Source organism: Phytohabitans sp. LJ34, from assembly GCF_052068095.1.
Classification (GTDB): domain Bacteria; phylum Actinomycetota; class Actinomycetes; order Mycobacteriales; family Micromonosporaceae; genus Phytohabitans.
Map to the genome: position 1 here is coordinate 221,550 of NZ_JBQHDG010000013.1, position 26,046 is coordinate 247,595.

Sequence of the window (26,046 nt, forward strand, 5' to 3'; positions counted from 1 at the left end):
GTAACCGCCACGAGGGTGTGAGCGGCGCGAGGCTCGAGATCTAGGAGGGTTGGGGCGCCATTTCAACCCTAAATCTCCTAGATCTCGAAGTCTGGTGTCGTTGGCTGGTTACGTTGCGTCAGGATGGTGCAAGTGGGGCCGCGCCGACCCGCTCGGGCTTGTCTCGCGGAGCTGGCAGTGGACGGCCGGGGATTTCGGCGAGCGCTGCGAGCCGCCGGCCGGGAGCGGTGCCCGCGGGAGCATACGGTCCGCAGCTGACGCGGACGCGGGCAAATCTGCCTCGAAGCAACGCCACGACGAGCGGCGACCCTGACCCCGAAAGATCTCTAGAGCCAGCCGCGGCGGGCGGCTTGGAAGGCCAGGCCGGGGCGGGTGTCGACGCCGGCCAGTGCCATCAGGCGGTCGAGGCGGCGTTGCACCGTGCGGCGGCTGACGCCCATCTGGGAGGCGATCGACTTGTCCGGCACACCGGCCACGAGGAGCGAGAGCACGAAGCGTTCGGACTCGTCCGGCAGGTCGGGCTCCTCGTCCGGGACGCCGCCGTCGATCCGCACCGGCGTGGCGATGTCCCAGTGGCTCTCGAAGAGGGCGATCAGCGCGTCGAGCAGCTGGCTGCGGCCGATGACCGCGGCGGACGGCTCGCCGACGTCGCCCTCGTCGCCGCGGACCAGCGGGCAGATCGCCGTCGTGCGGTCCGCCACCGCCAGCCGGACCGGCAGCGTGCGTAGGCTGCGGGCCTCCTCGCCACGGCGGATGCCCTCGGCGACGTTGGCCTGCATGCCCGGCTCCATCAGCAGCGCCCGCTCGTAGATCACCTGGTAGTGCACGCCGCGGTCGAGCGCGTCGAACTCCTCGGTGTTTTCGGCGCTCTCCATCGCTACCGCGTTGGCCCGGCAGAGCCAGAGCATCTCCGACTTGGCCGAGTCCTGGAGCCGGCGGATGCGCTCGCGCAGCGCCGCCGCGCCCACCACGATCTCCACCAGCTGGTCGGCGTGCCGGCGGCGGGCGCTGGTCAGGTACTCCTCGCTCAGCGCGGCCAGGGCCCGCCGCGACTCCTCCAACGACTCCTGGCGGCGTAGCAGCTCGGTGCCGAGCGCGGGCTCGGGCGGCAGGGGGCGGTAGACGTCGGCCCCGTCGGCCGCCACCAGCCCCTTGTCGCTGAGTCCTTTCAGCAGCCGCTGCCCGTCGTCGGGCCGGAGCGACATGCGCTCCGCCACCTGGTCCGCGCGGGCCGTGCCAAGGCGCACCAGCACCCGGTAGGCCCACTCCTCCTCCGGCCCGAGCAAAGCCTCCCCGTCTCGCATGGCATCCACCATGCACCCGGCCGAGAGGATTGATCAATGATCGACGAATCGCGGAGCACCCGCCAGCGGGGGCCGCCGGGTCGCCCCGACGGCCCCCGGCCACCCCCGTCATTCGTTGTGCAGCACCTGGGCGATCGTGACCCGGGCGGCCGACCTGGCCGGTATGAACGCGCCGATCGCGGCGATCGCGACGCCGGCCAGAGCCAGCAGCACCAGCGTCGGCGCCTGGTACACGTCGAGAACGGCGGAGGGGAAGGCGACCTGGGCGGTGTTCGCCATGGCCGGGAGCACCACCCGGTGCACGGCGACCCCGATCGGGATGCCGAGCAGGCCGCCGAGCGCGCCGAGCGCGGCCATCGAGGTCACCACCATCACGGTGACCTGACCCGGCGTCATCCCGATCGACTTGAGCATGCCCAGGTCGCGCCGGCGCTCGCGGGTGCTGAGCACGGCCGTGTTGAAGACGCCCAGCGCGGCCACCACCGCGAGCATCAGCGTCAGCAACGTGACGGTGAGCAGCACGATCACGATGAACTCCTCGGCGCCCTCGGGCGGGCCGGCGGCAAGGCCGGCCTGCCGCACCGCCGCCATGTACGCCTGCGTGTCCGTGCCCTCGGTCAGCTGGATCTCGTAGTGGCCCGGGAACGCGTCCGGCGCCACGGTCGCCGCGGTCGACCAGTCGGCGATGATCGTCTCGGTCTCGTTGTACAGCACCATGCCGACGATCCGCACCTGCGTCGCGCCTTTGCCGGCCTCGATCGTGAAGGTGTCGCCGATGGACAGTCCACGCTGGACAAGGAAACGCTTGGCGACGGCCACCTCACCGGCCGCCGACGGCCACCGTCCCTCCAGGACCTGTTGGCCGAGCGCGGCGGTGTCTCCCTTGTAGAGCTTCAGCATCGTCTGGTCGGTGTTGCCGACCTGTCTGACCATCATGTCGAAGGAGCCGAGCACATAGCGGGTGCCGGATATCGAGCGCAGCAGCGCCTCGTCTTGTGCGGAGCCGCCTTCCGGGCCGCCGTCCGGAAACACCTCCACCTGCACCGCGCCCATGCGCGCCTCCTCCCGCTGGTACCGGGTCAGCGAGTCGGCGAGGCCGATCGCCAGCGTGACGCTCGTCACGCCGAGCACCACAGCGGCCATGGTCAGCGCGCTGCGGGCCGGGCGGGCGAAGGGCAGGCCGAGGCCGAGGCTCACCGCGCGGGGCAGTCGCGTGCCGCTGAGCCAGCGCTGCGTCCGCAGGCCGCGACCGGTGTGCGGGGCGCTGCCCGCGCTGATCGCTTCGGCCGCCGGCAGGCGGCGGGCACGCATCGCCGGCACGAAGGCGGAGAGGGCGACCATCAGCGGTACGCCGAGCAGCGCCGCGACGCTCACCCAGATCGGCACGCCGATGCCCTCGCTCCCCAGGTTGCGGAACGCCTGGGAGAGCAGCGGCCGGGCCAGCATGTTGCCCAGGATCGTGCCGAGCGCGCAGCCGACGATCGCCGGGACCGAGACCATCACCAGGTACACGGCGAGCACCTGGGTCGGTGTGAAGCCGAGCGCCTTGAGCACGCCGATGTGCCGGAAGCCGGCGACGACCGCGCCGCTGACCACGTTCGCCACGATGAGGATCGCGACCGCGAGGCCGAGCAGGCCGAACGCGATCAGGAACGTCACGTACGTCGCCGCCTCGCGCGCCGCCTCGTCCCGCAGGACCAGGTACGAGGTCGAGCCGAGCCGCGCACCGGCCGGCAGCCCTTTCGACACCTCGGCCTCGCCGGTCTGGATCTGGGCGGCGGTCGCGGCGTGAGTGAAGCGGTACAGCATCTGGGTCGAGGTCGGGCCCAGCGCGGTCATCTGCTCCGGCGTGACCCAGGCGTCGGCCGAGCGGCTCATGCTGTACGCGTGGCCGACCACCGTCAGCGTCGTGCCGTCCGGGGTGGTGAGCCTTTCACCGAGGCGGAAGAAGACGCCCGGACCTACCGGGTTCTGGTTGACCACGACCTCGCCGGGCGCGGACGCCCAGCGGCCCCGCCACACGTTGAGACGGTCCACCGACCCGTCGGGGTCGCCGCGGCCCACGATCGTGAGCGGCATGCCCGGCCGGCGCCTGCCGTCGCTGGGGTCGGAGTTGGTCTCGACCGTCGCCTGGCCGAACGGGCCCGCCGCGGCCGTCACCCCCGACCACCCGGCCCCGGAGGTGAGCTGCGCGTCGGTCGCCTTGGTCCGGTCGTAGGTCGCGGCCAGGTGCGCGCCGAGCTGCCGGGCGTACGCCTGGTCGAAGGGGGCTGACGAGACGGCGAGCAGGCCGAGCGCGACCACGATCATCGTGGTGGAGACCAGGACGACGATGCCCACGACGGCGGTTTGAAGCCGGCGCCGGCGTACCGCCGCGCGGGCCGCCAGCCAGACGGCGCTCACGCCCGCTCCAGGGCGCGTTCGCGGGCGACCCTGCCGTCGACGATCTCGATCACGCGGCTGGCGCAGCGGGTGGCGAGCCGCTCGTCGTGGGTGACCATCAGCAACGTCTGACCGATCTGGTTGAGGTCGAGCAGCAGGTCCATCACCTGCTCGCCGACCTTGCTGTCGAGCGCGCCCGTGGGCTCGTCGGCCAGCAAGAGGGCGGGCCGGTTCATCAGCGCCCGGGCCACCGCCACCCGCTGCCGCTCGCCGCCGCTCAGCTGGGCCGGGTACGTGTTGCGCCGCGCCGCGATGCCGAGCTCGTCCAGCAGTTCCAGCGCGCGGCGGCGGGCGTGCGGCGCGGCTACGCCGGCGAGCTGGGCGGCGAGCGCCACGTTGTCGAGGGCGGGCAGGTCGTCGATCAGGTTGAAGAACTGGAAGATCATCCCGATCCGCCGGCGGCGGAAGAGGGCCAGGCCCTTCTCGTTCAGCCGCCCGAGGTCGTCGCCGTGCACCACGACCGAGCCGGACGTCGGCCGGTCCAGCCCGGCGATGACGTTGAGCAGGGTCGACTTGCCGCTGCCCGAGGGGCCCATCACCGCGACCGCCTCCCCCGGGCGGATCTCCAGCGAGATCCCGTCCAGGGCGATCGCCTCGCCGTACTCCTTGCGGACGCCGGTCAGCTGGACGACCGCTGGCTCGTTGCCTTCGTCACTCATAGTCGTAGAGATTGGCGGGTCGGGTGCCGCTCGGGCATCGGCTCGCGGTGGTAACTCTCCGCGCGTCTCATCCTGGGGATGTAGGCGCTGCCTCCGGGGAATGATGTGCCGCTCGGCGGTGGCCTGAGAGAGTTGTCGTCATGGTGGGTTGGCTGGTCGCGCTGGTCGCGGTCGGGTTCGCCGCGCTCTTCGCGGTGCAGCTGGTCCGCACCCGGCGCGCCTTCACGAGGGCGCTGGAGGAGCGCGGCTGGCTGCTGGAGCGGGAGCGCGAGACGGCGGCGCGCGGCGCGGTCGACGCCGAGCGCGCCCGGATCGCCCGCGAGCTGCACGACATCGTCAGCCACAACGTGAGCGTCATGGTCGTGCAGGCCGGAGCCGCCCGCCAGGTGGTCGCGGCGGACGCCGACGAGGCCACGGCAGCGCTGCGGGCGGTGGAGAGCGCCGGCCGCGACACGATGACGGAGCTGCGCCACCTGCTCGGCGTGCTCGCCCCGGCGGCCGACGGTGAGGATGTCGACCTGTCGCCGCAGCCAAGCCTGAGCCGGCTCAGCCCGCTGGTCGACCGGATCGCGTTCGCCGGGCTGCCGGTCGAGGTGCGCATCTCCGGCGAGCCGCGGCCGCTGCCCTCCGGGGTCGACCTGACGGCCTATCGGATCATCCAGGAGGCCCTCACCAACGCGCTCAAGCACGGAGACGGGGGCAAGGCGGAGGTGGCCGTGCGCTACGGGGAGCGCTACCTGCGCATCGAGGTGCTCAACACCGGTCCGAGCGTGCTGTCCGGCGGCCGCCCGCGCCCGCGGGGCAACCCCGGCGAGGGCCGCGGCCTACTCGGCCTGCGGCAGCGGGTCGCGGTCTTCGGTGGAGACCTGGACGCCCGCCGCCGGCTGGGTGGTGGCTTTCGGGTCCGCGCCAAGATCCCCCTGGAACGCGCATGAACGCCCCACGGGTGGTCATCGCCGACGACCAGGCGCTGGTACGCAGCGGCTTCCGCCTGATCCTGACGGCCGGCGGGATCGACGTGGTCGGCGAGGCGGCAGACGGCGCCGAGGCGGTCGCGGCGGTGCGGCGGCTCCGCCCGGACGTCGCGCTGATGGACATCCGCATGCCGGGCATGGACGGTCTGGAGGCCACCCGCCGGGTGCTGGAGCACGCGCCCGAGTGCCGGGTGCTGATGCTGACGACGTTCGACCTCGACCGCTACGTGTACGCGGCGCTGGCCGCCGGCGCCAGCGGCTTCCTGCTCAAGGACGTGACGCCCGAGCACCTCGTCGCGGCCGTGCGCCTCGTCGACACCGGCGACGCCCTGCTCGCGCCGTCCATCACCCGCCGCCTCGTCGAGCGCTTCGCGGCCGGCGACGTGGCCGCGGGCACCCCCGCCGCGATCCACCGCGACCTGGCCGGGCTGACGCCACGCGAGCGCGAGGTGCTCACGCTCATGGGGCGTGGCCTGTCCAACGCGGAGATCGCGGCCGCGCTGACGCTGAGCGAGGCGACGGTCAAGACGCACGCCGCGCACATCTTCGGCAAGCTGAGCCTGCGCGACCGGGCACAGGCGGTCGTCCTCGCCTACGAGACCGGTCTTGTCAAGCCCGGCGGTTAGCCGCCGTGGCCACCGTGAAACGGGGTCGTCACGCCGTCGTACCGCAGGTGCAGTGCCATGCCCTGTGCGGCGTGGGCGAGGTTGTGGCAGTGGTTCATCCAGGCGCCCGGGTTGTCCGCGCGGAAGGCGACCCGCCACACCTCGCCCGGCTGTACGTCGAACGTGTCCAGCCACAGTGGACTGCCGCTCGCCCGGTGGCCGTCACGCTCCAGCACGAGTACGCGATGGCCGTGCAGGTGCCACGGATGCGTGTCGAGGCCCCGGTTGGCCACCGTCATCTCCACCAGGTCGCCCTCCCGCACGAGCTGCGTGGGCACGTTGGGGAAGGCGCGCCCGTTGACGGTGAACGCGTACCGTGGCACGCCGTCCACGAGCGCGATACCCCGGTCGAGTACCAGCGTGAAGCCGCGGTCGAAGCGGCTCCCCGGCCCGAACGGGGTGGCGGCCGGGGCGCCGTACCGGGTGATGTCCAGCTCCGGCCAGCCCTTCGGGGCATCGCCCGCGCCGAGCACCGCTTGGCCGTCGACGAACAGCGCCACCTCGCCGGCCGGCATCGTGTACGCGAGGTCGTAGCGGCCGCCAGCCGGCAGGCGCAGCTCAGCGTCGCGCAGCTCGCCCGGGTCGTTGAGGTCGGTGCCGTCGACCGCCACAAGGCGGTAGGCGGTGCCGGTGAGCGCGAAGCGGTGCGGCACGCCGTCGGTGTTGACCAGCCGCAGCCGCACGGGTGTGCCGGGAGCGGCCTCGGGCATCGCGGCGGCGCCCACCACAGTGTCGGAGCCGAAGGTGTGCACCGGCAGCGTCACGTCGACGCCGCGCGCGGGTGGCCCGACGACCAGCGTGCCGTACAGCCCCATCTTCACGCCGACGTCGGACGCCTGATGCGTGTGGTACCAGTACGTGCCCACCTGGTCCGCGCGAAACCGGTAGACGTATTCGCCGCCGGGTGGGACGGCGTCCTGGGTGACCCCGGGCGCGCCGTCCTCGGCCGCCGGCACGTCGTACCCGTGCCAGTGCAGCGTCACGCCGCGCTGGATGTCCGCGTTGTGGAGCGTCACCTCGACGAGGTCGCCCTGGCTCGCGGTGATCGGCGGGCCGGGCACCTGGCCGTTGTACCCCCACGCCTCGACCGTCCGCCCGCCGACCTGGACCGTCGTCGTGCGGGCGGTGAACTCATACCGCCGCACCTGCCCGCCGGCCGCGGGGGTGGTCGGTCCGCGCAGGTCGGCCACGGACACGCCGTGCCCGGCGGAGTGGCGGAGCTCGGGGCCACCGCCGGCGTCGAGGTCGGCCCCCGTCGCGAATCCGGCCCCGACGCCGACAAGCCCCATGGCGAGGATCGGTACGAACGTCCACAGTGGTGGCCCGGAGCCGGCCACCCGCCACGTCACAAGCCCGGCCACCCCGACGAGGGCCACCGTCACGAACACCTCACTCCAGGTCGCCGGATAACCGACCAGCAGCGGGAAGAGCAGTCCGGCCGCGGCGGCGTACCCCGCGACGAGGAGCGGCACCACGGCGGCGGGTGAGTTGCCCGGCGTGCCGGTCCGCACCGCGGAGAGCAGGCGCGGGCCGGCGACGAGGACGGCGGCGAGCCCGGCCACGCCCAGCAGCGGCCCGGTCAGGACCACGCGGTCCTGCGCGAACCACCAGCCGCCGTTGGCGAGAGCGACCGAGGTCGTGATCCGCACCAGCGTCACGACGACCGCGGCCGCCAGGAGGGCGAGTGCGACTCGGGCGCGCCGGGCCGCCGCCGCGACACCCGCGCCGACCCACCCGGCCGCCGCGAGCAGCGTGGCGAGCAGGTCGAGCGCGATGAGCTGGGCGGTACTCATGCCGCCGGCGTGACCGTCGGCTGTGGAGTGTCTACTGTGGTCTTCTCAGCCGCGAACGCCCGCGCACGGCGAAACACCGCACCCGCGGCGCCCATGACGAAGAGCGCGTTGATGGCGTGCAGGCCGAAGACGAAGAGGCCGGCGGCGCCGGTGTCCTCGTCCGAACCGCCGGTGATGGCGTTGCCGACTACGATGATCAGCACCTGCACGACCACGAGGCCGAGCGGGGCGAACGACATCCCGATCAGTCGTCCGGGCGCGCGGGCGAGCGCCGCGGCGGCGCCAGTGAGGATGGACAGGAGCGGGATGATCATCATCCCGGTGACGCTGTGGAGCGCGAACGAGTCGTCGTCCTGCGGCCGGTCGAACGCACCCACCGCCGCGAAATAGAACTGCACCAGGATGGCGACGGCCAGCGCCCCGGAGAGGACCACGAAGACCCTGCGCATGACGTACTCCCTTCGACACGGCAGATCCTTCGCCGAGCGCGGCGCCGGCACGTCTGCCACGGGGCGGCATCGGCGTACGTCAAGGAACGGCCGGCCGGGGCGGAAGCGTACGCACGCTGACGTAGGCGCCTACGCCACGAGGATGATCTGGTGGACCCGACCTGCGGATACGATCGCGGCATGGCAGCCCTTACCCGGTCGCGCCTGCCGGTGTGGGCGCAGGACGTGCTCCTCGCGGTGTTCGTCGCGTTCCTACAGGTCCAGGGCACGCAGCAGGTCGCGCCGCGGCAGGAGTTCGACCAGCTGAACTCGTTCGATCTCTACCTGCACGCCGTGCTACTGGTGCTCAGCGGGCTGAGCCTGGCGGTGCGCCGGCGGTGGCCGGTGCCCGTCTTCGCCTTCGAGGTCGCGACAAGCGTCATGTACTACGGCTCCGGCTACCCGGACGGCCCGAACTGGATCGGGGTCTTCGTCGCGGTCTACACCGTCACCGCGTACGGCGACGGGCGCCGACCCTGGATCGTGCGGGTGGGCATCGCCACGCTGATCGCGGGATGGCTGTTCGCCGCCTTCCTGCACCCGCCGGAGAGGGGCGCCATCGGGTGGCTCGCGTTCCGGGTCGGCACGGCCATCATGGCCGCCGTGCTCGGCGAGTCCGTCCGCATGCGCAAGGTGATCGCCGTGGAGGCGCAGGAGCGGGCGGAACGGGCCGAGCGCACCCGCGAGGAGGAGGCCCGCCGCCGCGTCGACGCCGAGCGGCTGCACATCGCCCGCGAGGTGCACGACACGGTCGCCCACGCGATCGCGGTGATCAACGTGCAGGCCGGCGTCACCGCCCACGTGCTCGACAAGCGCCCCGAGCAGGTGCGGGAAACACTGCTCACGATCGAGCAGACCAGCGCGCGGGCCCTGCGCGAGCTGCGCGCCACGCTCGGTGTGCTCCGCGACACCGGAGACGGCCGCGCGCCCGTGGCGGGGCTCGACCGGGTGGAGGAGCTGGCCGGGCTGGCCCGCGAGGCCGGCCTCGACGTCAAGGTCGACGTGGCCACACCGCCACGCGAGCTGCCCGCCGCGGTCGACCAGGCCGCCTACCGCATCCTCCAGGAGTCGATCACCAACGTGATCCGCCACGCCGGGCCTGCCCGGGTCACCGTCGAGGTCGCGTACGAGCAGTCCGACCTCCGCGTCCGGGTCAGCGACGACGGCAGCGGGTGCGACGTCGGCGGCGGCGCCGGCCGGGGCATCGAGGGTATGCGGGAGCGCTGCACCCTGCTCGGCGGCGACCTCACCGCCGGACCGCGAGCCAGTGGCGGCTTCGAGGTTTCCGCGCGCCTCCCCCTGGTCGGGTCGGCGTGATCCGCGTCCTCCTCGCCGACGACCAGGTGCTCGTGCGGACCGGCTTCACCATGCTGCTCGACGTCGAAGACGACATCACGGTGGTGGGCGAGGCGGCCGACGGGCGGGAGGCGGTCGACCTCGCCCGCGCGCACCGCCCCGACGTGGTGCTGATGGACATCCGCATGCCCAAGCTCGACGGCATCCAGGCCACCGCGCAGATCGCCGCGACGCCGGGCCTCGAGCGGGTGCACGTGCTGATCCTGACCACGTACGACACCGACGAGTACGTCTTCGAGGCGCTGGAGGCCGGCGCGAGCGGCTTCCTGCTCAAGGACGCCGGGCCGGCCGAGCTGCTGCACGCGATCCGGGTGGTGGCCGACGGCGAGGCGCTGCTCGCGCCGCGGATCACCCGGCGGCTGATCGGCCAGTTCACCGCCGCGCGGAGCGCCCGGTCCGCCGCCGAACACCGGCTCGCCGTGCTCACCCAGCGCGAGCGAGAAGTGCTCGCCCTCGTCGGTCGCGGGCTGAGCAACGAGGAGATCGCCACCGAGCTGACGCTCAGCCCGGCCACGGCCCGCACCCACGTCAGCCGCGCCATGGTCAAGCTCGGCGCACGCGATCGGGCACAGCTGGTGGTCATCGCGTACGAAACCGGACTGGTACGGGTTTAGTCGATCCGGGAGCACGCGGCGCTTTTAGATCTTCGTCAGTGTCCAAATAAGACCGTCGTTGTCGGTCTCGCCCTTGAGGATCAGCGTCGAGCCCTGGCAGCTGTAGGCGCCGGCGCCCAGGATCGGGTCGGTATCGATGGCCTGCCCGCTCTGGTTGGCCGCGTCGTCGATGTAGTCGCCGATCGGCGCGTTGTCCAGCAGCCGCGCCTCCACGGGCTTGCTCAGCTCGAGGGTCAGCCGCAGGGCGCTCCAGTCGATCTTCCCGACCGGCTCCCACGTGCCCTCTTCGGCCGCCGGGGCCGGGGCGCCGGTCGCCGTCGGGGTGGCGGTCGCCGTCGGGGTGGCGGTGGGCACGGGCGGTGTCCCGGGTGTGGCCGGTGCGGTGGTCGAGGTGGCGGCGCCGGTGGACTTCGCGTTGATGGTGGCGGTGCCCTGCCCGCTGTACGTGGCCGTGCCCGCCACCGCGTTGCCCGCCACCTCGGCGGTGAACGACAGCGGCTGCGTGCCGTTGAAGTCGGCCCGCACCCGGCCGTCCGGGCTGATCGTGACGGTGGCGCCGCTGCCGCCGGAGACGCTGCCGTTGGCGACGGCACTGGACGCGCGGCCGCTAACCTGAGTGGTACGCCAGGTGCCGATCATGCAGCTCGACGCCGTCCCGCTCACGGTCGGTTCGGGGGCCGCGGAAGTGGTGTTGCCGGTGGTGGGTCCGGACGCGCCAGGCTCGGTGCCGGCGCACCCGCCCACGGCGAGGCCGAGCCCGGCCAGGGTCAGGACCGCGACCGTCGGGACGCGCATGATTCCTCCACACGGATATGTCGGTCGATGCGAGTACCTGCTACCCGGGCATCCGGCGGAGGAAACGAATGCCTGGTTAGGGTCGGTCATGTGAACTGGGTAACTGGCTGTCATGGGGTGTCGGGGCGTCTCGTCTGTAGTTGGTGAGCACGACGAACGGAGAGACGTCATGAAGATCTTCATCGCCGGAGCGTCCGGCGCGATCGGCAGCCAGCTCGTTCCCCAGCTCGTGGCGCGTGGTCACCAGGTATTCGGCACGACCCGCTCGGCGGCCAAGGCCGGAGCGCTGCGCGCCCTCGGCGCCGAGCCGATGGTCGTCGACGCGCTCGACCCGGACTCGGTGGCCGACGCCGTGGCGAAGGCCGAGCCCGAGGTGGTCGTCCACCAGCTCACCGCGCTGGGCGGACCGCCGAAGTTTCGCGAGGTGAAGCGGATGGCGGCCGCCACCAACCGGCTGCGCACCGAGGGCACCGACCACCTGCTCGCGGCGGCACGCGCGGTCGGCATCCGCGCGTTCGTGGCGCAGAGCAACGCGATCTGGGTAGACCGCAGCCGCGGTCCGGTCGTCGACGAGACCGGCCAGCTCGAACCGCACCCGCCAGCGAGCGCCGAGCCGCTGGTGGCCGCGCTGCGCCACCTGGAGGAGTCGGTGACCGGCATCGGCTGGGCCGAGGGCATCGCGATCCGCTACGGCGCCTTCTACGGCCCGGGGACAGGCGTCGAGCTCGCGCCGGGCGCCGTCATGACCGAGCTGGTCCGCAAGCGGCGGGTGCCCGTCATCGGCGACGGTGGCGGGGTGATGTCGTGGGTGCACATCACCGATGCCGCGTCGGCGACGGTCGCGGCCATCGAGCGCGGAAAGCGGGGCATCTACCACGTCGCCGACGACGAACCGGTGCCGGCGCGCGTCATCCTGCCGGAGCTGGCCCGCGCGCTCGGTGCCAAGCCGCCGCGGCACGTGCCCGCCTGGCTCGTGCGCCTGGCGGCCGGCGAGGCACCGGTGCACATGATGACGCGCGCCGCCGGCATCTCCAGCGAGAAGATCAAGCGCGAACTCGGCTGGGCGCCGCGGTACCCGAGCTGGCGCACCGGCTTCGTCGAGGGACTGCGATAACGATGGATCTGTACAGCGAGCTCCGGCCGCGCGCTTTCGCCATCGCGTACCAGATGCTCGGCAGCGTCAGCGAGGCCGAAGACGTGGTGCAGGAAGCGTTCCTGCGGATGCACCAGACCCTGCGGCGGGACGAGCGGATCGCCTCGCCGCGGGCCTACGTCGCCACGCTCGTGACCCGCCTGGCCATCGACCAGCTCCGCTCGGCACGGGTGCGGCGGGAGCGGTACGTGGGTGAGTGGCTGCCGGAGCCGCTGGTCACCGATCCGACGCCGGCCGAGCACGCCGAGACGGCCGACTCACTCTCGCTGGCGTTTCTGGTGTTGCTGGAGAGCCTGTCGCCGCGCCAGCGGGCCGCGTTCCTGCTGCGCGAGGTCTTCGACTATCCGTACACCGAGGTCGCCGAGATCATCGGCTCCGATGTGGACAGTGCGCGGCACCTTGTCGCGCGGGCCCGCGCCCACGTCCAGGAACGCCGCCCGCGCTACCACGCCACCCGGCGGCAGCGGGAGGAGCTGGCACAGCGCTTCTTCGCCGCCGCCGAGCAGGGCGACCTGGAGGCCCTGGAGGCCTTGCTGGCACAGGACGTCGCGCTGCACGGCGACGGCGGCGGCAAGGCGCCCGCGGCGTCCCGGCCGATCAACGGCCGCACGCGCGTGGCACGCGCCATGTCGACCGGCGTGTCGATCCTGCCGCGCCTCGGCGTGCGCATCCAGCTCACCGACGTCAACGGCCAGCCCGGCGCCGTGGCCTTCGACGCGGAGGACCGGCTGGTCGGTGTCGTCGCGCTCGACATCGCCGACGGCCAGATCCAGACGATCCACGCCATCGTCAACCCCGACAAGCTGCGCCACATCGACCAGGTCGGCGACCTGGAGGCCCTACTACGCGACCACCGCCCCGCCCGACGGCCAACCGGCTAGAGAGCTTTCGGAGTCGAGGCCACCAGCGGCTCGCCAGGGCTCGCCGAGATCCCAGACCTCCGCTGCCAGCTCCCCCGGACAAGCCCATCCGTGCGCCACCATGGACTGCGTGGGGGGTCGGGCTTCACAAGACCGGGGTAGATCTTGGTACGAAGCTGCCCCTATGGCGGCCAATTCGTACCAAGATCTGCTGTGCCGAGAAGCTGCCGCGACGTCCCGTCGTGGTCCCGACCGCCGCGACGTAACCTGACCCGTTCCGCCGCTGGTCACGCTCACCCCGGGGACGTGCCTCGCACGGGGGTCACCGTCACCACGGGTAACCGCCGCATCGGCGTGAAACAGGATCCGATGCCAGATCTTGGAGAGTTAGGGCGCATATCAACCCTAAGTCTCCTAGATCTCAAAGCCCCCGCGAGCCGCCGGCCTCCGCGGTCTCCGGCGGGAGCGGCGGCCCGCAGGTGACGCCATCGGGGTCTCCTCGAGTGGGTGGGAGTGGCGCGCCGGTTCTCGACATGGGCGCTTGGCGGGTTTGTAGGGTGTGATCAGCCCCGGCCACCCGGCCGGGGTGATACCCGATCTGGGAGGACCTGTGGCGGTAAGTGCGGATCTCGCGAAGCTGCTCGACAAGGCCTACGAGGACAAGACGCTCGCCGAGCTCGTGGACGCCCCGGTGGCCGCGCTCTCGGGCGTGAGCGAGGGCGACGCGCAGCTTCTCAAGAGTGCCTTCAACATCACCACGATCGGCGACCTCGGTCGCAGCAAGTACTTCAAGGCCGCCCAGGCGCTGGTCAACCTCTCCGACGGCGCCAAGTAGTCACTCGACCCCGGGGTAGTCACCGCGGGCCACGGCTGCGAGCACATCCAGGGCCACGGAGAGCGTGTCGACGGGTGGGGCCGCGAGGGCCAGGCGCACCGCGTTGGGCGAGTGGGCCGGACTCACGGCGAACGCCGCCGCCGGGGTGACCGCGATGCCGTGGCGGGCCGCGGCGGCCACGAAGGTCTCCGCCCGCCACGGCTCCGGCAGCTCCCACCAGCAGTGGTAGGCGTGCGGGTCGCCACGCAGGGCGTACCCGTCGAGGATCTTGCCGGCGACGCGCTGGCGCTCCGCGGCGTCGCGTCGCTTGGCGCGGACGAGGGCGGCGGTCGTGCCATCGGCCATCCAGCGCGTCGCGGCCGCGAGCGCGAAGCCGCCGGCCGCCCACCCACCGGAACGCAGCGCCGCCGCCACCCGATCCGCGACGGCGCCACCGGGCGTGACCACGAAGCCCAGCGTAAGGCCGGGCGACAGGCGCTTGGAGAGGCTGTCGACCACCAGTGTCCGCGCGGGCGCGTGGACGGCGAGCGGTGCCGGCTCGTCGCGCAGGAACGCGTAGACCGAGTCCTCGATCGCGTAGACATCCAGCTCGTCGAGCGTGGCGGCCAGCGCGGCGCGGCGGTCGGGCGGCATGGTCACGCCCAGCGGGTTGTGCAGCGTGGGCTGGAGGTAGACGGCGCGCACGCGGGCGTCACGCAGGGCCTCCGGCACCAGGCCGCCGGCGTCCATCGGCAGCGGCACGAGCGTGACACCGAGCCGCGCGGCGATGCCCTTGACCACCGGGTACGTCAGCGCCTCCACGCCCAGCCGCTCCCCCACCGGCACGAGCGCGGCGACCGCGGCGGCGATCGCCTGCCGGCCGTTGCCGGCGAAAAGGATCCGCTCCGGCTCGGGCGTCCAGCCGGCACGGGCGAGCACCGGCGCGGCCGCCTCCCGGGCGCCGGGCGGCCCGGTGACCGTCGCCGGCGCGAGGGCGGGCGCCAGCGCGTCCGCGCGCAGCAGGCCCTCCAGCGCGGGGGCGAGCAGCGCCGGCTGCTCGGGAAGCACCGAGAAGTTGAGCTCCAGGTCGACGAGCGCGCCGGCCGGCTCGGTGAGCGCGGGCTGGGCCGGGGGCGCGGCGGCGCGGACGAACGTGCCCCGGCCGACCTCACCGGTGGCCAGGCCGCGGCGGATCAGCTCGCCATACACCCGGGCGGCGGTGGAGCTGGCGATGCCCCGCGACCGGGCGAAGGCCCGCTGCGTCGGGAGCCGCTCGCCCGGCCGCAGCCGCCCGGCGGCGATGTCACCGGCCAACGCGTCGGCGATGAGGCGGTAGTCGTCCACAAGACCCCCATTGCACTCGGTGCAATGACGTCATTGCACTTAGCTATTGCACCACATAGCCTCGATGCATGGCTACGGCGACAATCGGAGACATCACGATCGGGTACGACGACGAGGGCACCGGCGACGCGCTGGTGCTGGTGCACGGGCACCCGTTCGACCGGAGCATGTGGCGGCCGCAGGTCGCGCACTTCAGCCGCGCCGGCTGGCGGGTGATCGCCCCCGACCTCCGGGGATACGGCGAGAGCACGGTCGTGCCCGGCAAGACCACGCTGGACGTCTTCGCCCGCGACATCGCCGGGTTGCTCGACCGGCTGGGCGTGGAGCGGTTTGTCCTCGGTGGACTCTCGATGGGCGGCCAGATCGTGCTGGAGTGCCACCGCCTCTTCGCGCACCGCCTCCGCGGTCTGGTGCTCGCCGACACCTCCGCGCCGGCCGACACCGAGCCGGGCCGGGAGCGGCGCCGAGCCACCGCCGAGCGGCTGCTCCGCGAGGGCATGGGGCCGTACGCCGGCGAGGTGCTGCACAAGATGGTGTCCCGGAGCGCGCCACCCGAGGTGATCATGCACGTGCTGGGCATGATGCGCGGCACCGACCCGGAGGGCGCGGCGGCCGCGCTGCGCGGGCGGGCCGAGCGCCCCGACTACGTCGCGATGCTCGCCGAGGTGGCGGTGCCCACGCTGGTGGTGGTCGGCGCGGAGGACGAGTTCACGCCGCTGGCCGACGCGCGCCTGATGAGCGACACCATCCCGGACGCGACGCTGGTCGTGGTCGAGGGCGCGGCACACATGCCCAACCTGGAGCGCCCCGCCGACTTCGACGAGGCGCTCCAGTCGTTCCTCAAGTCCCTCTGATACCGCGTTGCGGGGTGGCCAGCCCACGACCATCATCGAGGCTGTGAACCTCGCCGGGCCCTTTCCCCTGACCTGGTGCGTCGTCGCGAACGTCGCACGGGAGGTCGACACTGGCCACGGCGGCCTGGTGATCCGGTCCGGCCTTCGCCACTTCGGCCCCGGTGCGCGGCTCTGGGTGTTGCGCGCGGGCTTTCAGGACTCCTACGGAAAGGTCACCGTGGTCGGCCGGCACCGCGGACGCGGGCACCGGTACATCAACATCACCATCGCGCGCCGTGGCCTGATCGACTATCGGGTTCGCCCGGTCTACAGTCCTGCCGTACATGCCGCCCTTACCCGGCCCTGGATACGCGACGAGCACCGTCCGGCGCCCCTGTGGGACAGCCCGGAGCAGGCCCAGGAGTACGCGGACCTGTGGAACGAGGACCTCCTCAAAGCGATCTGAAGAACTCGCGCACGTCGGCGACGAGCAGGTCGGGCGTCTCCAGGGCGGCGAAGTGGCCGCCGCTCTCGTACTCGGCCCAGTGCGTGATCGTGTGGCCGCTTTCGGCGAAGTGGCGGATCGAGATGTCGGTGGTGAAGACGGCCACGCCGGTCGGGACCGGCGACTTTTCCTTCGGTGTCCACATGCTCGTGTCGTGGAAGCGCTCGTAGTAGGAGTTTGCCGAGGAGCGCGCGGTGTTGGTCAGCCAGTAGAGCATCACGTTGGTCAGCAGCCAGTCCCGGTCGACCGCGTCCTCGGGCAGCTTGACCGCCGGGTTGGTCCACTCGTAGAACTTCTCCACGATCCAGGCGAGCTGGCCGGTCGGCGAGTCGGTCAGCGAGTACGCCAGCGTCTGCGGCCGGGTGCCCTGGACCTGCATGTAGGCGCTCATATCGTCCTGGAAGCGCTGGAACAGGGCCATCCGCTCCTGCTCCCGCTCGGTCAGCGAGACCTCCTCGCCGGTGGGAAACGTGACGAGCCCGTTCACGTGCACGCCGATCACGTTCTCCGGCGCGAAGCGGCCCATCTCCGGCGCGACGAAGGAGCCCACGTCACCGCCCTGCACGCCGTAGCGCTCGTAGCCGAGCCGCGCCATCAGCTCGGTGAACGCCTTCGCCACCCGCCCGTCGGTCCAGCCCGCCTCGCGGATCGGGCCGGAGAGGCCGTATCCGGGCAGGGACGGGATCACGACGTGGAAGGCGTCGGCCGGGTCGCCACCGTGCGCGGCCGGGTCGGTCAGCGGCCCGATCAGGTCGAGAAACTCCAGCACCGAACCCGGCCACCCGTGGATCAACACCAGCGGCGTGGCGTCCTCGACCGCCGAGCGGACGTGCAGGAAGTGCACGCGGGTCCCGTCGATCTCGGTGGTGAACTGCGGGATCTCGTTGAGCCGCGCCTCGTGCGCCCGCCAGTCGTACCGGTGGCGCCAGTGGTCGGCCAGCTCCGTCAGGTAGGCCAGTGGCACGCCTCGGGTCCAGCCCACGTCGGGCAGTTCGTCCGGCCAGCGGGTGGCGTCGAGCCGGCGGTGCAGGTCGTCGAGGTCGGCCTGGGGAACGTCGATGCGGAAGCTCTCGATTTTCGTCATGAACACCACGCTAGGAGCTGGTTAGGTCAAGTTCGGTCCTAGCTCCGTGGCAATCTGGAGCGCATGTGGGAAACCTCGGCGCGACTGCTCAAGCTCCTGTCCCTGCTGCAAAACCGGCGCGACTGGTCCGGCGCCGAGCTGGCCGAGCGACTGGGCGTCACCCCGCGTACGGTGCGGCGCGACGTGGAGCGGCTGCGCGGGCTCGGCTACCCGGTGCACGCGGTGCCGGGCGTCGCCGGCTACCGCCTGGGCGCGGGCGCCGCGCTGCCGCCACTGCTGCTCGACGACGAGGAGGCGGTCGCCGTAGCGGTCGGGCTCCGCACCGCCGCCGGCGGGTCCGTGGCCGGCATCGAGGAGACGTCGGTACGCGCGCTCGCCAAGCTGGAGCAGGTGCTCCCGTCCCACCTGCGCCACCGCGTCAACGCGCTCCAGAGCGTCACGGTGCCGCTCACCGCCGGCGGCGCCACGGTGGACCCGGCGACGCTGACCGCCATCGCGTCCGCGTGCCGCGACAGCCACCGGCTCCGGTTCGACTACCGGCAGGCGGACGGCACGGAGAGCCGGCGGGACGTAGAGCCATACCGGTTGGTCCACACAGGACGGCGCTGGTACCTGGTCGCGTGGGACACCGGACGGGCCGACTGGCGCACGTTTCGGGTCGACCGGCTCGCCCCGCGTACGCCCACCGGCCCCCGCTTCCAGCCGCGCGAGCTGCCCGCCGACGCCGCCGCGTACGTGTCGCAGTCGGTCGCCTCCGCGCCGTACCGGTACCAGGCGAGGATCCTCATGCACGCGCCGGTGGAGGTCGTCGCCGAGATGGCGTCGCCAACGGCCGCGCGGCTGGAGGCGGTCGACGAGCACAGCTGCGTCCTGCACGCGGGCGGCAACTCGCTCGACGAGATGGCCCTCTACATCGGACTCAAGGGGATCGACTTCGAGGTGCTCGACCCGCCGGAGCTGGTCGACCACATCCGGGCGCTCGCGCAGCGGCTCGTCAGGGCCAGCGGGTGACCGGTTCACCACTAGTCGTGTTTGTCATGTCCTTCATCCGCGAAAGGCGCGAATACGGTGCCTTTCGCTCTCCCCACGACCCGACTTAGCGTGGCGTCTGGAGATTTGGGTCCACCCGGGGGTGAGGAGCGTGTGGCGTTTCGCAGGTCGTCTGGGCGTGGTGCTCGGCGTCCTCGTCGTATCCACTGCCGTGGCCACCTCCCCCGCCTCCGCGGCGCAGGGGGTCACGGTGCGGATCTCCGAGGTCACCGGGCAGTTCGAGGCGGGCGAGGCACCGGCACAGATGACCGTGGTGGCCACCAAGCGCGGCCGTGAGTGCATCAAGGTGCGCTGGTCGCTGGTGCTCAGCGTGGAAAACATGAGCCTCGACCAGATCACCATCGACCGGCGCGAGGAAGACGGCTCGTTTCCGGTCGACTTCCAGGCCAACGGCGCCGAGGGGCGGCTGACCGACGAGCGCCTCGACCCGGGCACGCTGTGCCGTGGTCGTACGGTCACCGCGCGCTACACGATCGCGTTCGACGACGACGCCACCGGCGGCCGGCTGTCGCTGCGCGCCGAGGCGTACGACGCCCGAAACGAGTTCTTGGAGAGTGACACCGCCACCCGCAACATCCAGGGTGACGCCTCACCCTCGCCCTCACCCACGCCGACCGAGGAGGAGGCCGTCGAGCCGAGCGAGGAGGCGGAGGCCCCGATCGCCGGCGCCGGCGTCGGCGGGCCGACCACCCCGGCGGCCAACACCGGCGGCTCCGGTCTGCTCCCCGTGGGCCTGGCGGTCGGCGGGATGATGGTCTTCCTCGGCCTGACGCTGCTCCTGCGCGCCCGGCGCAAGCTGCTGCGCACCCAGCCGGCGGGCCGCCCCGGCGTGCGCGGCGCGTGGCACGGCAACGCCGCGCGCACCATCCGGGAACGCCGGTAGCCGTGCGTTGATCTCATCTCCTGGCCGGCAGACTACGTATGTAGTGCAGAATCGAGCCATTGCTCGGCCGTGAGGGAGGAAGACCTAATGACGGAGTTGGCGCGCATCGGGGTCACGGGGCTGGCGGTCATGGGCCGCAATCTCGCCCGTAACCTGGCGCGGCACGGCCATGCGGTGGCGGTGCACAACCGCTCGTACGGCCGGACCAAGGAGCTGGTCGAGGAGTTCGGCCACGAGGGCACCTTCCTGCCCGCGGAGACCGCGGAGCAGTTCGTGGCGAGCCTGGAGCGACCCCGCCGCCTCGTGATCATGGTGAAGGCCGGCGCGCCCACCGACGCCGTGATCGACGAGTTCGCGCCGCTGCTCGAGCCGGGCGACATGATCGTCGACGGCGGCAACGCGCACTTCGCCGACACCCGCCGCCGCGAGCAGGCGCTGCGCGAGCGCGGGCTGCACTTCGTGGGCGCCGGCATCTCCGGCGGCGAGGAGGGCGCGCTGCACGGGCCCAGCATCATGCCCGGCGGCTCCCCGGAGTCGTACGAGGCGCTCGGCCCGCTGCTGGAAGACATCTCCGCGAAGGTCGACGGCACGCCGTGCTGCACCCACGTCGGCCCGGACGGCGCCGGACACTTCGTAAAGATGGTGCACAACGGCATCGAGTACGCGGACATGCAGCTCATCGCCGAGGCGTACGACCTGCTGCGCCGCGGCGCGGGCCGCGAGCCCGCCGAGATCGCCGAGATCTTCCGCGGCTGGAACCAGGGGCGGCTCGGCTCGTACCTCATCGAGATCACGGCCGAGGTGCTCGCGCACACCGACGCGGCCACCGGCAAGCCGTTCGTCGACGTGGTGCAGGACCAGGCCGAGCAGAAGGGCACCGGCCGCTGGACCGTGCAGATCGCGCTCGACCTCGGCGTCCCGGTCAGCGGCATCGCCGAGGCGGTCTTCGCCCGCTCGCTCTCCGGCGACGCCGACCTGCGCGCGGCCGCCCGCCACCTGCCCGGCCCGGTGCCGACTGGCGCATCCGACCTGCTGGTGGAAGACGTCGAGCAGGCGCTCTACGCGTCGAAGATCGTCGCCTACGCGCAGGGCTTCAACCAGATCCAGGCCGGCAGCGCCGAGTACAACTGGAACATCGACCCGGGCGCCATGTCGACGATCTGGCGTGGCGGCTGCATCATCCGGGCCAAGTTCCTCGACCGCATCAAGTCGGCGTACGACAGCAACCCGGGCCTGCCCTCGCTGCTCGTCGACGACTACTTCCAGGAGGCCGTGCGCGGCGCGCAGGACGCCTGGCGGCGGGTCGTGACGACCGCCACGTGGCTGGGCGTACCGGTGCCCGGCTTCTCGTCCGCGCTGGCCTACTACGACGGGCTGCGGGCCGAGCGCCTGCCGGCCGCGCTGGTGCAGGGCCAGCGCGACTTCTTCGGCGCGCACACGTACCGCCGGGTCGACCGCGAGGGCAGCTTCCACGTGCTCTGGGGCGGCGACCGCGGCGAAGTCTCCGCCTGACCTTCGCTACGCCGGCGGCGGGGCCCCTCGTGGGACCCCGCCGCTTTCGTCAGGCGGCCCCGGGCGGCTGATCCCGATCACGCCTCGCCCCCGCCGCCCTCAAGAGGGCAGCCCTGTCACTGTCTGGGCGGGTATACGGGACCCCGCTGGGAATTCACGCCCAAGAGGGCTGCCCTCTTGGGGCGGGTGGGGAGGGCTTGGCGCGCGGAGGTGGCAGCGGAGGTCGGGGATTTCGGCTCGCTCTGCGAGCCGCCGACCTCTGCGGTCTCCGGCGGGAGCGGCGGTCCGCAGGTGACGCGGACCGGGGTAAATGTGCACGTGCCTCTTATGAGTCTTCGACCTCGGTCCGCGCTTTTTCGCAGGCGGTCGTCGCCTGGCGCAGGGCGGTGCTGAGCGCGGCGTCGTTGTCGGCGTCGGCCGCGTCGACCGCCTCGGTGAAGCGCCGCATGCACGGCAGCAGCACGTCGCGCTCCTTGGTGACCTTGTCGAGCGACTCCTTGTTTTTCGCCAGGTCGTCGGTCGCCGTCTTGAGGTCGGCCTCGAGCTTGGTGATCTTGTCGTTATTGGCCTTGATGGTGTCGTCCCGATCCGAGACCTGGCTGTTGAGCGTGTCCCGCGTGTCGCCGAGCTGGCTGCTCTTCGCCACGTACAACCCGGTCATCACGCCGGCCAGCAGGAAGAGCGCGACCGCCGCCACGACCGCCACAAGCATCGACGACCGCCCCGCCGGCTGCTGTCCATAAGGGACACCGGTGGCCTGCGGTGCGCCGGAGATGGCGTACGGCGGAGTGCTCGTCGAGGGCCAGCTCCCAGTGGGCTGCGGCTGCGGCGGGTAGCCGGGGTAGGCCGGCGACTGCGGCGGGTACTGCTGCTGCGGGTCTTCCGGCTGGTACCCGGGGTGGGTCATCGCTCTTCCTCCTGAGGGGCTGGACTCTGTGAGGCCTGCCTAGCAGACCCGAAACTTGGCGCAGGCGGTCTGTATGGGGGTGGCCAGCCCGATCCCCTCGGCGTCCTGGGCCTTGAGGCTCGCGATGCCCACCACCTGCTTCGAGGTGTTGACGACCGGGCCGCCGGAGTTGCCCGGGTTGATCGAGGCGTCGAACTGGATGAGCGCGCCGCGGCCGCCGTCGCTCTCGCGCAGCGCGCTCACCACGCCGACGGTGACGCTGTCGGTCAGGCCGAGGGGCGAGCCGACCACGACGATCTGCTGTCCCGACTTCACCGGCTCGGTCGACGTGGCCAGGCCGGCGAACTCGGACTCCGCGGACAGCACCGCGATGTCGTTGAACTGGTCGACGTCGGTCACGGTGGCCGCGAAGGTCTGGCCGTCGCGCTCCAGCTGGACCCGGTTGGCGCCGCGACCCCAGACCTCCTGCACCACGTGGTAGGCGGTCAGCAGCCGGCTGGTGCCCGAGCGGGGGGTGCCCACCGCGAACGCGGTGCCGGTCAGCTTGCCCGCGCTGATGCGGTAGACGCTGGGCAGCACGGCCGCGGCCACCGCCTGCGGGTCGAAGACCTTGCCGGCCTGCTCGCCGAGCTGGCTGACCTGGCCCTCCAGGCTGTCGAGTCGCTGGTCGTCGCTGGACTGCACGCGCTCGGCGTCGGCGCGGGCCGTGGTCAGGTCGCCGCGCAGGTCGCTGATCTGGCGCGCCTGGATGATCGCCACCGTGCCGAGCCCGAGCGTAAGCACGACCGCCACGACGGCGAGCACGAACGCCGCGCGGCGCGGCTTGGGCGCACCCGAGGCGGCGGCCCCGGAGACCGGTGCCGGCGGCGGATAGCCGGGCGGCGGGGGCAATGCCGGAGGTGGATAGCTGGGCGGGGGAGCCTGCGCGGGCACCGGGAGCGGGACGCGGCCGGTCGGCTCCTCGGAGCCCGGGCCGCCTCCCCCGGGTCCGTGCGCAGTGGTCACCGGTCAAGGATCGCATCGAGGCGCAAGCTCGCCCATATCGATCTGACGCACGATCGGCCCGGGTAGCGTCGGCCTGGTGATCCGTGTGCTGCTCGCCGACGACGAGGCGATGATCCGGGCCGGTGTGAAGGCGATCCTCGCCGCCGACGACGAGATCGAGGTGGTGGCCGAGGCCGGTGACGGCCGCGAGGCGGCCGACCTCACGCTCGCCCACCGCCCTCACGTGGCGCTGCTGGACATCCGCATGCCGCGCCTCGACGGCCTCGCGGCCGCCACGGAGATCCGCCGGGCCGCGCCGGAGACCGCGGTGGTCATGCTCACCACGTTCGGCGAGGACGAGTACATCGCCCGCGCGCTCGGCGACGGCGCGAGCGGCTTCCTGCTCAAGTCCGGCGATCCGCGCGAGCTGATCACCGGAGTGCGCGCGGTGGCCGGCGGCGCCGCGTTCCTCTCGCCGCGCGTGGCCCAGCGCGTCATCAGCGAGCTGCGCGACGGCCGGATGAGCCGCGGCGCGGCGGCCCGCACCCGCACCGACGCGCTGACCGAGCGGGAGCGCGACGTGCTGGCCCTCGTCGGCGCGGGACTGTCCAATGCGGAGATCGCGAAGCGGCTCTTCCTCGTGGAGGGGACGGTCAAGAGCTACGTGAGCGCGATCCTGACCCGGCTCGGCGTGCGCAACCGCGTGCAGGCGGCCATCATCGCGTACGAGGCGGGGCTTGTCGCAGCAGACGAGTGACCAGCTCCAGCGACAGCCCCGCGGCCGCCGCGATGGCCACCGCCAGGCCGGGCGCGCGGCTTCCGACCAGCTCCAGCTGGAAGAAATCCTGGAGGAACGGGACCACCAGCACCACCGCGAACGCGCCGCCCATCGCGGCCACCAGCAGGATCCGCCACCAGGTGTACGGCCGCGCGATGATCGCCAGCGCCCACAGCGCGACGAGGAAGAGCGTGAGGGTGGCGGCGGACGTCTCGGCCTCCAGGTTGCCGTCGTAGACGCCGCGGGCGGTCAGGTACGACGTGATCGTGGCCGCCGCCGCGAGCGCACCCGCCGGTACGGCGAAACGCAGCACGCGCCCGACGAAGCCGCCCCGGGCCCGCTCGGTGTTCGGCGCGAGCGCGAGGAAGAACGCCGGGATGCCGATCGTCAGCGAGCCGATGAGCGTGAGGTGGCGGGGGAGAAACGGGTACGGCACCTGGCTCAGCACGACGATGACGGCGAGCAGCACCGAGTACACGGTCTTGGTGAGGAAGAGGTTGGCGACCCGCTCGATGTTGCCGATCACCCGGCGCCCCTCGGCCACCACCGACGGCAGCGCGGCGAAGCTGTTGTCCAGCAACACGATCTGCGCCACCGCGCGGGTCGCCGGGCTGCCGGAGCCTATCGCCACGCCGATGTCGGCGTCCTTGAGCGCGAGCACGTCGTTGACCCCGTCGCCGGTCATCGCCACGGTGTGACCGCGGGCCTGGAGCGCGGCGACGAGGTCACGCTTCTGCTGTGGTCCCACGCGGCCGAAGACCGTGCCCTCCTCGACCGCGTCGGCCAGCTTCTCCCGGTCTTCGGGGAGCGTGCGGGCGTCCACCGGGCGGTCGGCGCCGGGCAGGTCGAGCGCCCGCGCCACCGCGCCGACGGAGACCGCGTTGTCTCCCGAGATCACCTTCACCGCCACGCCCTGCTCGGCGAAGTAGCGCAGCGTTTCCGGGGCGTCCGCGCGCAGCCGCTGGGCGAGCACGACGAGCGCGGCGGGCCCGTCGTCACCGGCGAGCAGCAGCACCCGCAGCCCGCGTGCGCCGAAGGTGTCGGCATCGGCGAGCAACGGGTGGCCGGCCGGCAGGAGCACGTCCGGGGCGCCGATCCGCCACGTCGCGATGGTCCCGTCGGGCGCGGTGAGCACGGCGCCGCTCCAGCGCCGCGCCGACGAGAACGGCGTCCGCTCGCTGATTGTCCACTGTGGTGGTTGTGGGTACGCGGCGGCGATCGCGCGCATGCTCGCGTTGGGGCGCTCGTCGGCGGCGGCGAGGAGGCCGAGGACCGCCTCGACCGGTGCCGGCGAGACGGCACGGACCTCGGCCACGGCCATCTCCGCGTCGGTCAGCGTGCCGGTCTTGTCGAGCGCGACGACGCTCACCCGGGCCAGGCCCTCGATCGCGGGTAGCTCCTGCACGAGCGTGTTTCGCCGGCCGAGCCGGATCACGCCGACCGCGAACGCCACCGAGGTGAGCAGCACCAGCCCCTCCGGCACCATCGGCACCAGCCCGCCCACCATGCGGCGTACCGCCTCGGGCAGGTCGTCCCGGTTGACCAAGAGCTGGCTGGCCACGAGTGCCAGCCCGGTCGGGATGATCATCCAGGTGACCACCCGCAGGATCGTGTTGATCCCGTTGCGCAGCTGGGAGTCGACGAGCGTGAAGCGGCTGGCCTCCTCGGCGAGCCTTGCCGCGTACGCCTCCCGGCCCACCTTGGTGGCGGTGAAGGAGCCCGCGCCGGACACCACGAAGCTGCCGGAGAGCACCTGGTCGCCCGGCTTCTTGACGACCGGGTCCGCCTCGCCGGTCAGCAGCGACTCGTCGACCTCCAGGTGCTCGGCCTCGGCGACCACGCCGTCCACGACGATCTTGTCGCCCGCGCCGAGCTCGACGAGGTCGTCCAGGACGATCTCCGAGGCGGCCACCTCGACCGCGTGCCCCTCGCGGCGGACCACCGGCCGCGCGGCGCCGACGATCGCCAGCCGGTCGAGCGTCCGCTTTGCCCGCAGCTCCTGGATGACGCCGATCAGGGTGTTCGCGATGATCACGCCGCCGAACAAGGCGTCCTGGATCGGGCCGACCGTCAGGATCATGATCAGCAGGACGCCGATGATCGCGTTGATCCGGGTGAAGAGGTTGGCCCGGATGATCTCCCCGACGCTCCGGCTGGACCGCGCCGGTACGTCGTTCACCTGGCCGGCGGCGATCCGCTCGGCTACCTCGGGTGCGGTCAGGCCAGTCTCCACGCGCAGCATGGGGCCA

At 72.4% G+C, this 26,046-nt stretch carries 24 protein-coding genes; 13 read left to right on the forward strand and 11 right to left on the reverse strand.

The genetic code is table 11. The annotated features are described in order from the left end of the window. Positions 1–326: 326 nt before the first annotated feature. The 3 genes from ACTMTJ_RS23810 to ACTMTJ_RS23820 all read right to left on the reverse strand — a co-directional run bounded on the left by ACTMTJ_RS23810 (position 327) and on the right by ACTMTJ_RS23820 (position 4,405). Entirely contained in the window at positions 327–1,304 is a 978-nt protein-coding gene (locus ACTMTJ_RS23810; protein ID WP_441219919.1) for a helix-turn-helix domain-containing protein, read from the reverse strand. Between the two features lie 108 nt (positions 1,305–1,412). Beyond that, positions 1,413–3,707 carry an ABC transporter permease gene (locus ACTMTJ_RS23815; protein WP_441219920.1) on the reverse strand — a complete coding sequence of 765 codons (2,295 nt, stop codon included), beginning with the start codon at positions 3,705–3,707 and terminating at the stop codon, positions 1,413–1,415. Further along, a complete protein-coding gene (locus tag ACTMTJ_RS23820) occupies positions 3,704–4,405 on the reverse strand; it encodes an ABC transporter ATP-binding protein (protein ID WP_441219921.1) in 702 nt (233 codons plus the stop codon). Before ACTMTJ_RS23820 ends, ACTMTJ_RS23815 begins: the two co-directional genes overlap by 4 nt. Before the next feature lie 140 nt (positions 4,406–4,545). Between ACTMTJ_RS23820 and ACTMTJ_RS23825 the strand changes: the two genes are divergently transcribed. Both ACTMTJ_RS23825 and ACTMTJ_RS23830 read left to right on the forward strand, forming a co-directional pair. Continuing rightward, the gene (locus tag ACTMTJ_RS23825) at positions 4,546–5,340 is read left to right on the forward strand and encodes a sensor histidine kinase (RefSeq protein WP_441219922.1); all 795 of its coding nucleotides are present in this window, start codon (positions 4,546–4,548) and stop codon (positions 5,338–5,340) included. Then, positions 5,337–6,005 carry a response regulator gene (locus ACTMTJ_RS23830; RefSeq protein WP_441219923.1) on the forward strand — a complete coding sequence of 223 codons (669 nt, stop codon included), beginning with the start codon at positions 5,337–5,339 and terminating at the stop codon, positions 6,003–6,005. The genes ACTMTJ_RS23825 and ACTMTJ_RS23830 overlap by 4 nt, the downstream gene beginning before the upstream one ends. On the opposite strand, the gene ACTMTJ_RS23835 is transcribed toward ACTMTJ_RS23830, so the two are convergent. Together ACTMTJ_RS23835 and ACTMTJ_RS23840 are read right to left on the reverse strand one after the other, a co-directional pair. Then, complete coding sequence (locus ACTMTJ_RS23835; protein WP_441219924.1) at positions 6,002–7,837, reverse strand: multicopper oxidase family protein; 1,836 nt, start codon at positions 7,835–7,837, stop codon at positions 6,002–6,004. The genes ACTMTJ_RS23830 and ACTMTJ_RS23835 overlap by 4 nt on opposite strands. Continuing rightward, positions 7,834–8,286, reverse strand: a complete 453-nt coding sequence (locus tag ACTMTJ_RS23840) for a DUF6220 domain-containing protein (protein ID WP_441219925.1) — start codon at positions 8,284–8,286, stop codon at positions 7,834–7,836. The genes ACTMTJ_RS23835 and ACTMTJ_RS23840 overlap by 4 nt, the downstream gene beginning before the upstream one ends. 180 nt (positions 8,287–8,466) lie before the next feature. Here ACTMTJ_RS23840 and ACTMTJ_RS23845 point away from each other — a divergent pair, with 180 nt between their 5' ends. Both ACTMTJ_RS23845 and ACTMTJ_RS23850 read left to right on the forward strand, forming a co-directional pair. Next, a complete protein-coding gene (locus ACTMTJ_RS23845; protein WP_441219926.1) occupies positions 8,467–9,642 on the forward strand; it encodes a sensor histidine kinase in 1,176 nt (391 codons plus the stop codon). Then, complete coding sequence (locus tag ACTMTJ_RS23850) at positions 9,639–10,295, forward strand: response regulator transcription factor (protein WP_441219927.1); 657 nt, start codon at positions 9,639–9,641, stop codon at positions 10,293–10,295. Before ACTMTJ_RS23845 ends, ACTMTJ_RS23850 begins: the two co-directional genes overlap by 4 nt. Before the next feature lie 24 nt (positions 10,296–10,319). On the opposite strand, the gene ACTMTJ_RS23855 is transcribed toward ACTMTJ_RS23850, so the two are convergent. Beyond that, positions 10,320–11,090 carry a hypothetical protein gene (locus tag ACTMTJ_RS23855; RefSeq protein WP_441219928.1) on the reverse strand — a complete coding sequence of 257 codons (771 nt, stop codon included), beginning with the start codon at positions 11,088–11,090 and terminating at the stop codon, positions 10,320–10,322. A gap of 169 nt (positions 11,091–11,259) precedes the next feature. Between ACTMTJ_RS23855 and ACTMTJ_RS23860 the strand changes: the two genes are divergently transcribed. The 3 genes from ACTMTJ_RS23860 (at position 11,260) to ACTMTJ_RS23870 (ending at position 13,938) form a co-directional block, all read left to right on the forward strand. Continuing rightward, a complete protein-coding gene (locus ACTMTJ_RS23860) occupies positions 11,260–12,204 on the forward strand; it encodes an NAD-dependent epimerase/dehydratase family protein (RefSeq protein ID WP_441219929.1) in 945 nt (314 codons plus the stop codon). Between the two features lie 2 nt (positions 12,205–12,206). Continuing rightward, the gene (locus tag ACTMTJ_RS23865; RefSeq protein WP_441219930.1) at positions 12,207–13,124 is read left to right on the forward strand and encodes an RNA polymerase sigma-70 factor; all 918 of its coding nucleotides are present in this window, start codon (positions 12,207–12,209) and stop codon (positions 13,122–13,124) included. 589 nt (positions 13,125–13,713) lie between these two features. Beyond that, positions 13,714–13,938 (forward strand): hypothetical protein, encoded by a 225-nt coding sequence (locus tag ACTMTJ_RS23870; protein ID WP_441219931.1) that lies wholly within the window; start codon positions 13,714–13,716, stop codon positions 13,936–13,938. On the opposite strand, the gene ACTMTJ_RS23875 is transcribed toward ACTMTJ_RS23870, so the two are convergent. Beyond that, the gene (locus ACTMTJ_RS23875; RefSeq protein ID WP_441219932.1) at positions 13,939–15,261 is read right to left on the reverse strand and encodes a PLP-dependent aminotransferase family protein; all 1,323 of its coding nucleotides are present in this window, start codon (positions 15,259–15,261) and stop codon (positions 13,939–13,941) included. 68 nt (positions 15,262–15,329) lie between these two features. On the opposite strand from ACTMTJ_RS23875, the gene ACTMTJ_RS23880 reads away from it, so the two are divergent. Continuing rightward, positions 15,330–16,115 carry an alpha/beta fold hydrolase gene (locus ACTMTJ_RS23880; protein WP_441219933.1) on the forward strand — a complete coding sequence of 262 codons (786 nt, stop codon included), beginning with the start codon at positions 15,330–15,332 and terminating at the stop codon, positions 16,113–16,115. 43 nt (positions 16,116–16,158) lie between these two features. Continuing rightward, complete coding sequence (locus ACTMTJ_RS23885) at positions 16,159–16,560, forward strand: hypothetical protein (protein ID WP_441219934.1); 402 nt, start codon at positions 16,159–16,161, stop codon at positions 16,558–16,560. Here the strand turns inward: ACTMTJ_RS23885 and ACTMTJ_RS23890 are convergent. Further along, positions 16,547–17,674 carry an epoxide hydrolase family protein gene (locus ACTMTJ_RS23890; RefSeq protein ID WP_441219987.1) on the reverse strand — a complete coding sequence of 376 codons (1,128 nt, stop codon included), beginning with the start codon at positions 17,672–17,674 and terminating at the stop codon, positions 16,547–16,549. The two genes, ACTMTJ_RS23885 and ACTMTJ_RS23890, sit on opposite strands and share 14 nt — an antisense overlap. Before the next feature lie 72 nt (positions 17,675–17,746). Here ACTMTJ_RS23890 and ACTMTJ_RS23895 point away from each other — a divergent pair, with 72 nt between their 5' ends. The 3 genes from ACTMTJ_RS23895 (at position 17,747) to gndA (ending at position 21,128) form a co-directional block, all read left to right on the forward strand. Beyond that, a complete protein-coding gene (locus ACTMTJ_RS23895; RefSeq protein WP_441219935.1) occupies positions 17,747–18,694 on the forward strand; it encodes a helix-turn-helix transcriptional regulator in 948 nt (315 codons plus the stop codon). Between the two features lie 130 nt (positions 18,695–18,824). After that, positions 18,825–19,616: a hypothetical protein gene (locus tag ACTMTJ_RS23900; protein WP_441219936.1), complete on the forward strand. Its 792-nt coding sequence runs from the start codon at positions 18,825–18,827 to the stop codon at positions 19,614–19,616. 87 nt (positions 19,617–19,703) lie between these two features. After that, positions 19,704–21,128 (forward strand): NADP-dependent phosphogluconate dehydrogenase, encoded by a 1,425-nt coding sequence (gndA, locus tag ACTMTJ_RS23905; RefSeq protein ID WP_441219937.1) that lies wholly within the window; start codon positions 19,704–19,706, stop codon positions 21,126–21,128. Positions 21,129–21,453: 325 nt separating this feature from the next. Here the strand turns inward: gndA and ACTMTJ_RS23910 are convergent, their stop codons facing one another. Next, positions 21,454–22,035, reverse strand: coding sequence for a hypothetical protein (locus ACTMTJ_RS23910; RefSeq protein ID WP_441219938.1), 582 nt, complete (start codon positions 22,033–22,035; stop codon positions 21,454–21,456). A 39-nt stretch (positions 22,036–22,074) separates the two neighbouring features. Then, a complete protein-coding gene (locus ACTMTJ_RS23915) occupies positions 22,075–23,040 on the reverse strand; it encodes a S1C family serine protease (RefSeq protein WP_441219939.1) in 966 nt (321 codons plus the stop codon). 73 nt (positions 23,041–23,113) lie between these two features. Between ACTMTJ_RS23915 and ACTMTJ_RS23920 the strand changes: the two genes are divergently transcribed. Further along, complete coding sequence (locus tag ACTMTJ_RS23920) at positions 23,114–23,776, forward strand: response regulator (RefSeq protein WP_441219988.1); 663 nt, start codon at positions 23,114–23,116, stop codon at positions 23,774–23,776. On the opposite strand, the gene ACTMTJ_RS23925 is transcribed toward ACTMTJ_RS23920, so the two are convergent. Continuing rightward, the gene (locus ACTMTJ_RS23925; protein ID WP_441219940.1) at positions 23,736–26,039 is read right to left on the reverse strand and encodes an HAD-IC family P-type ATPase; all 2,304 of its coding nucleotides are present in this window, start codon (positions 26,037–26,039) and stop codon (positions 23,736–23,738) included. The genes ACTMTJ_RS23920 and ACTMTJ_RS23925 overlap by 41 nt on opposite strands. Positions 26,040–26,046 lie beyond the last annotated feature (7 nt).

What these genes read in the sequence shown, in the direction of transcription:
- ACTMTJ_RS23810 (WP_441219919.1), bottom strand. Translation starts at nt 1,304, where the DNA reads ATGCGAGACGGGGAGGCTTTGCTCGGGCCGGAGGAGGAGTGGGCCTAC.
- ACTMTJ_RS23820 (WP_441219921.1), bottom strand. Translation starts at nt 4,405, where the DNA reads ATGAGTGACGAAGGCAACGAGCCAGCGGTCGTCCAGCTGACCGGCGTC.
- ACTMTJ_RS23825 (WP_441219922.1), top strand. Translation starts at nt 4,546, where the DNA reads ATGGTGGGTTGGCTGGTCGCGCTGGTCGCGGTCGGGTTCGCCGCGCTC.
- ACTMTJ_RS23830 (WP_441219923.1), top strand. Translation starts at nt 5,337, where the DNA reads ATGAACGCCCCACGGGTGGTCATCGCCGACGACCAGGCGCTGGTACGC.
- ACTMTJ_RS23835 (WP_441219924.1), bottom strand. Translation starts at nt 7,837, where the DNA reads ATGAGTACCGCCCAGCTCATCGCGCTCGACCTGCTCGCCACGCTGCTC.
- ACTMTJ_RS23840 (WP_441219925.1), bottom strand. Translation starts at nt 8,286, where the DNA reads ATGCGCAGGGTCTTCGTGGTCCTCTCCGGGGCGCTGGCCGTCGCCATC.
- ACTMTJ_RS23845 (WP_441219926.1), top strand. Translation starts at nt 8,467, where the DNA reads ATGGCAGCCCTTACCCGGTCGCGCCTGCCGGTGTGGGCGCAGGACGTG.
- ACTMTJ_RS23855 (WP_441219928.1), bottom strand. Translation starts at nt 11,090, where the DNA reads ATGCGCGTCCCGACGGTCGCGGTCCTGACCCTGGCCGGGCTCGGCCTC.
- ACTMTJ_RS23860 (WP_441219929.1), top strand. Translation starts at nt 11,260, where the DNA reads ATGAAGATCTTCATCGCCGGAGCGTCCGGCGCGATCGGCAGCCAGCTC.
- ACTMTJ_RS23865 (WP_441219930.1), top strand. Translation starts at nt 12,207, where the DNA reads ATGGATCTGTACAGCGAGCTCCGGCCGCGCGCTTTCGCCATCGCGTAC.
- ACTMTJ_RS23880 (WP_441219933.1), top strand. Translation starts at nt 15,330, where the DNA reads ATGGCTACGGCGACAATCGGAGACATCACGATCGGGTACGACGACGAG.
- ACTMTJ_RS23895 (WP_441219935.1), top strand. Translation starts at nt 17,747, where the DNA reads ATGTGGGAAACCTCGGCGCGACTGCTCAAGCTCCTGTCCCTGCTGCAA.
- gndA (WP_441219937.1), top strand. Translation starts at nt 19,704, where the DNA reads ATGACGGAGTTGGCGCGCATCGGGGTCACGGGGCTGGCGGTCATGGGC.
- ACTMTJ_RS23910 (WP_441219938.1), bottom strand. Translation starts at nt 22,035, where the DNA reads ATGACCCACCCCGGGTACCAGCCGGAAGACCCGCAGCAGCAGTACCCG.
- ACTMTJ_RS23925 (WP_441219940.1), bottom strand. Translation starts at nt 26,039, where the DNA reads ATGCTGCGCGTGGAGACTGGCCTGACCGCACCCGAGGTAGCCGAGCGG.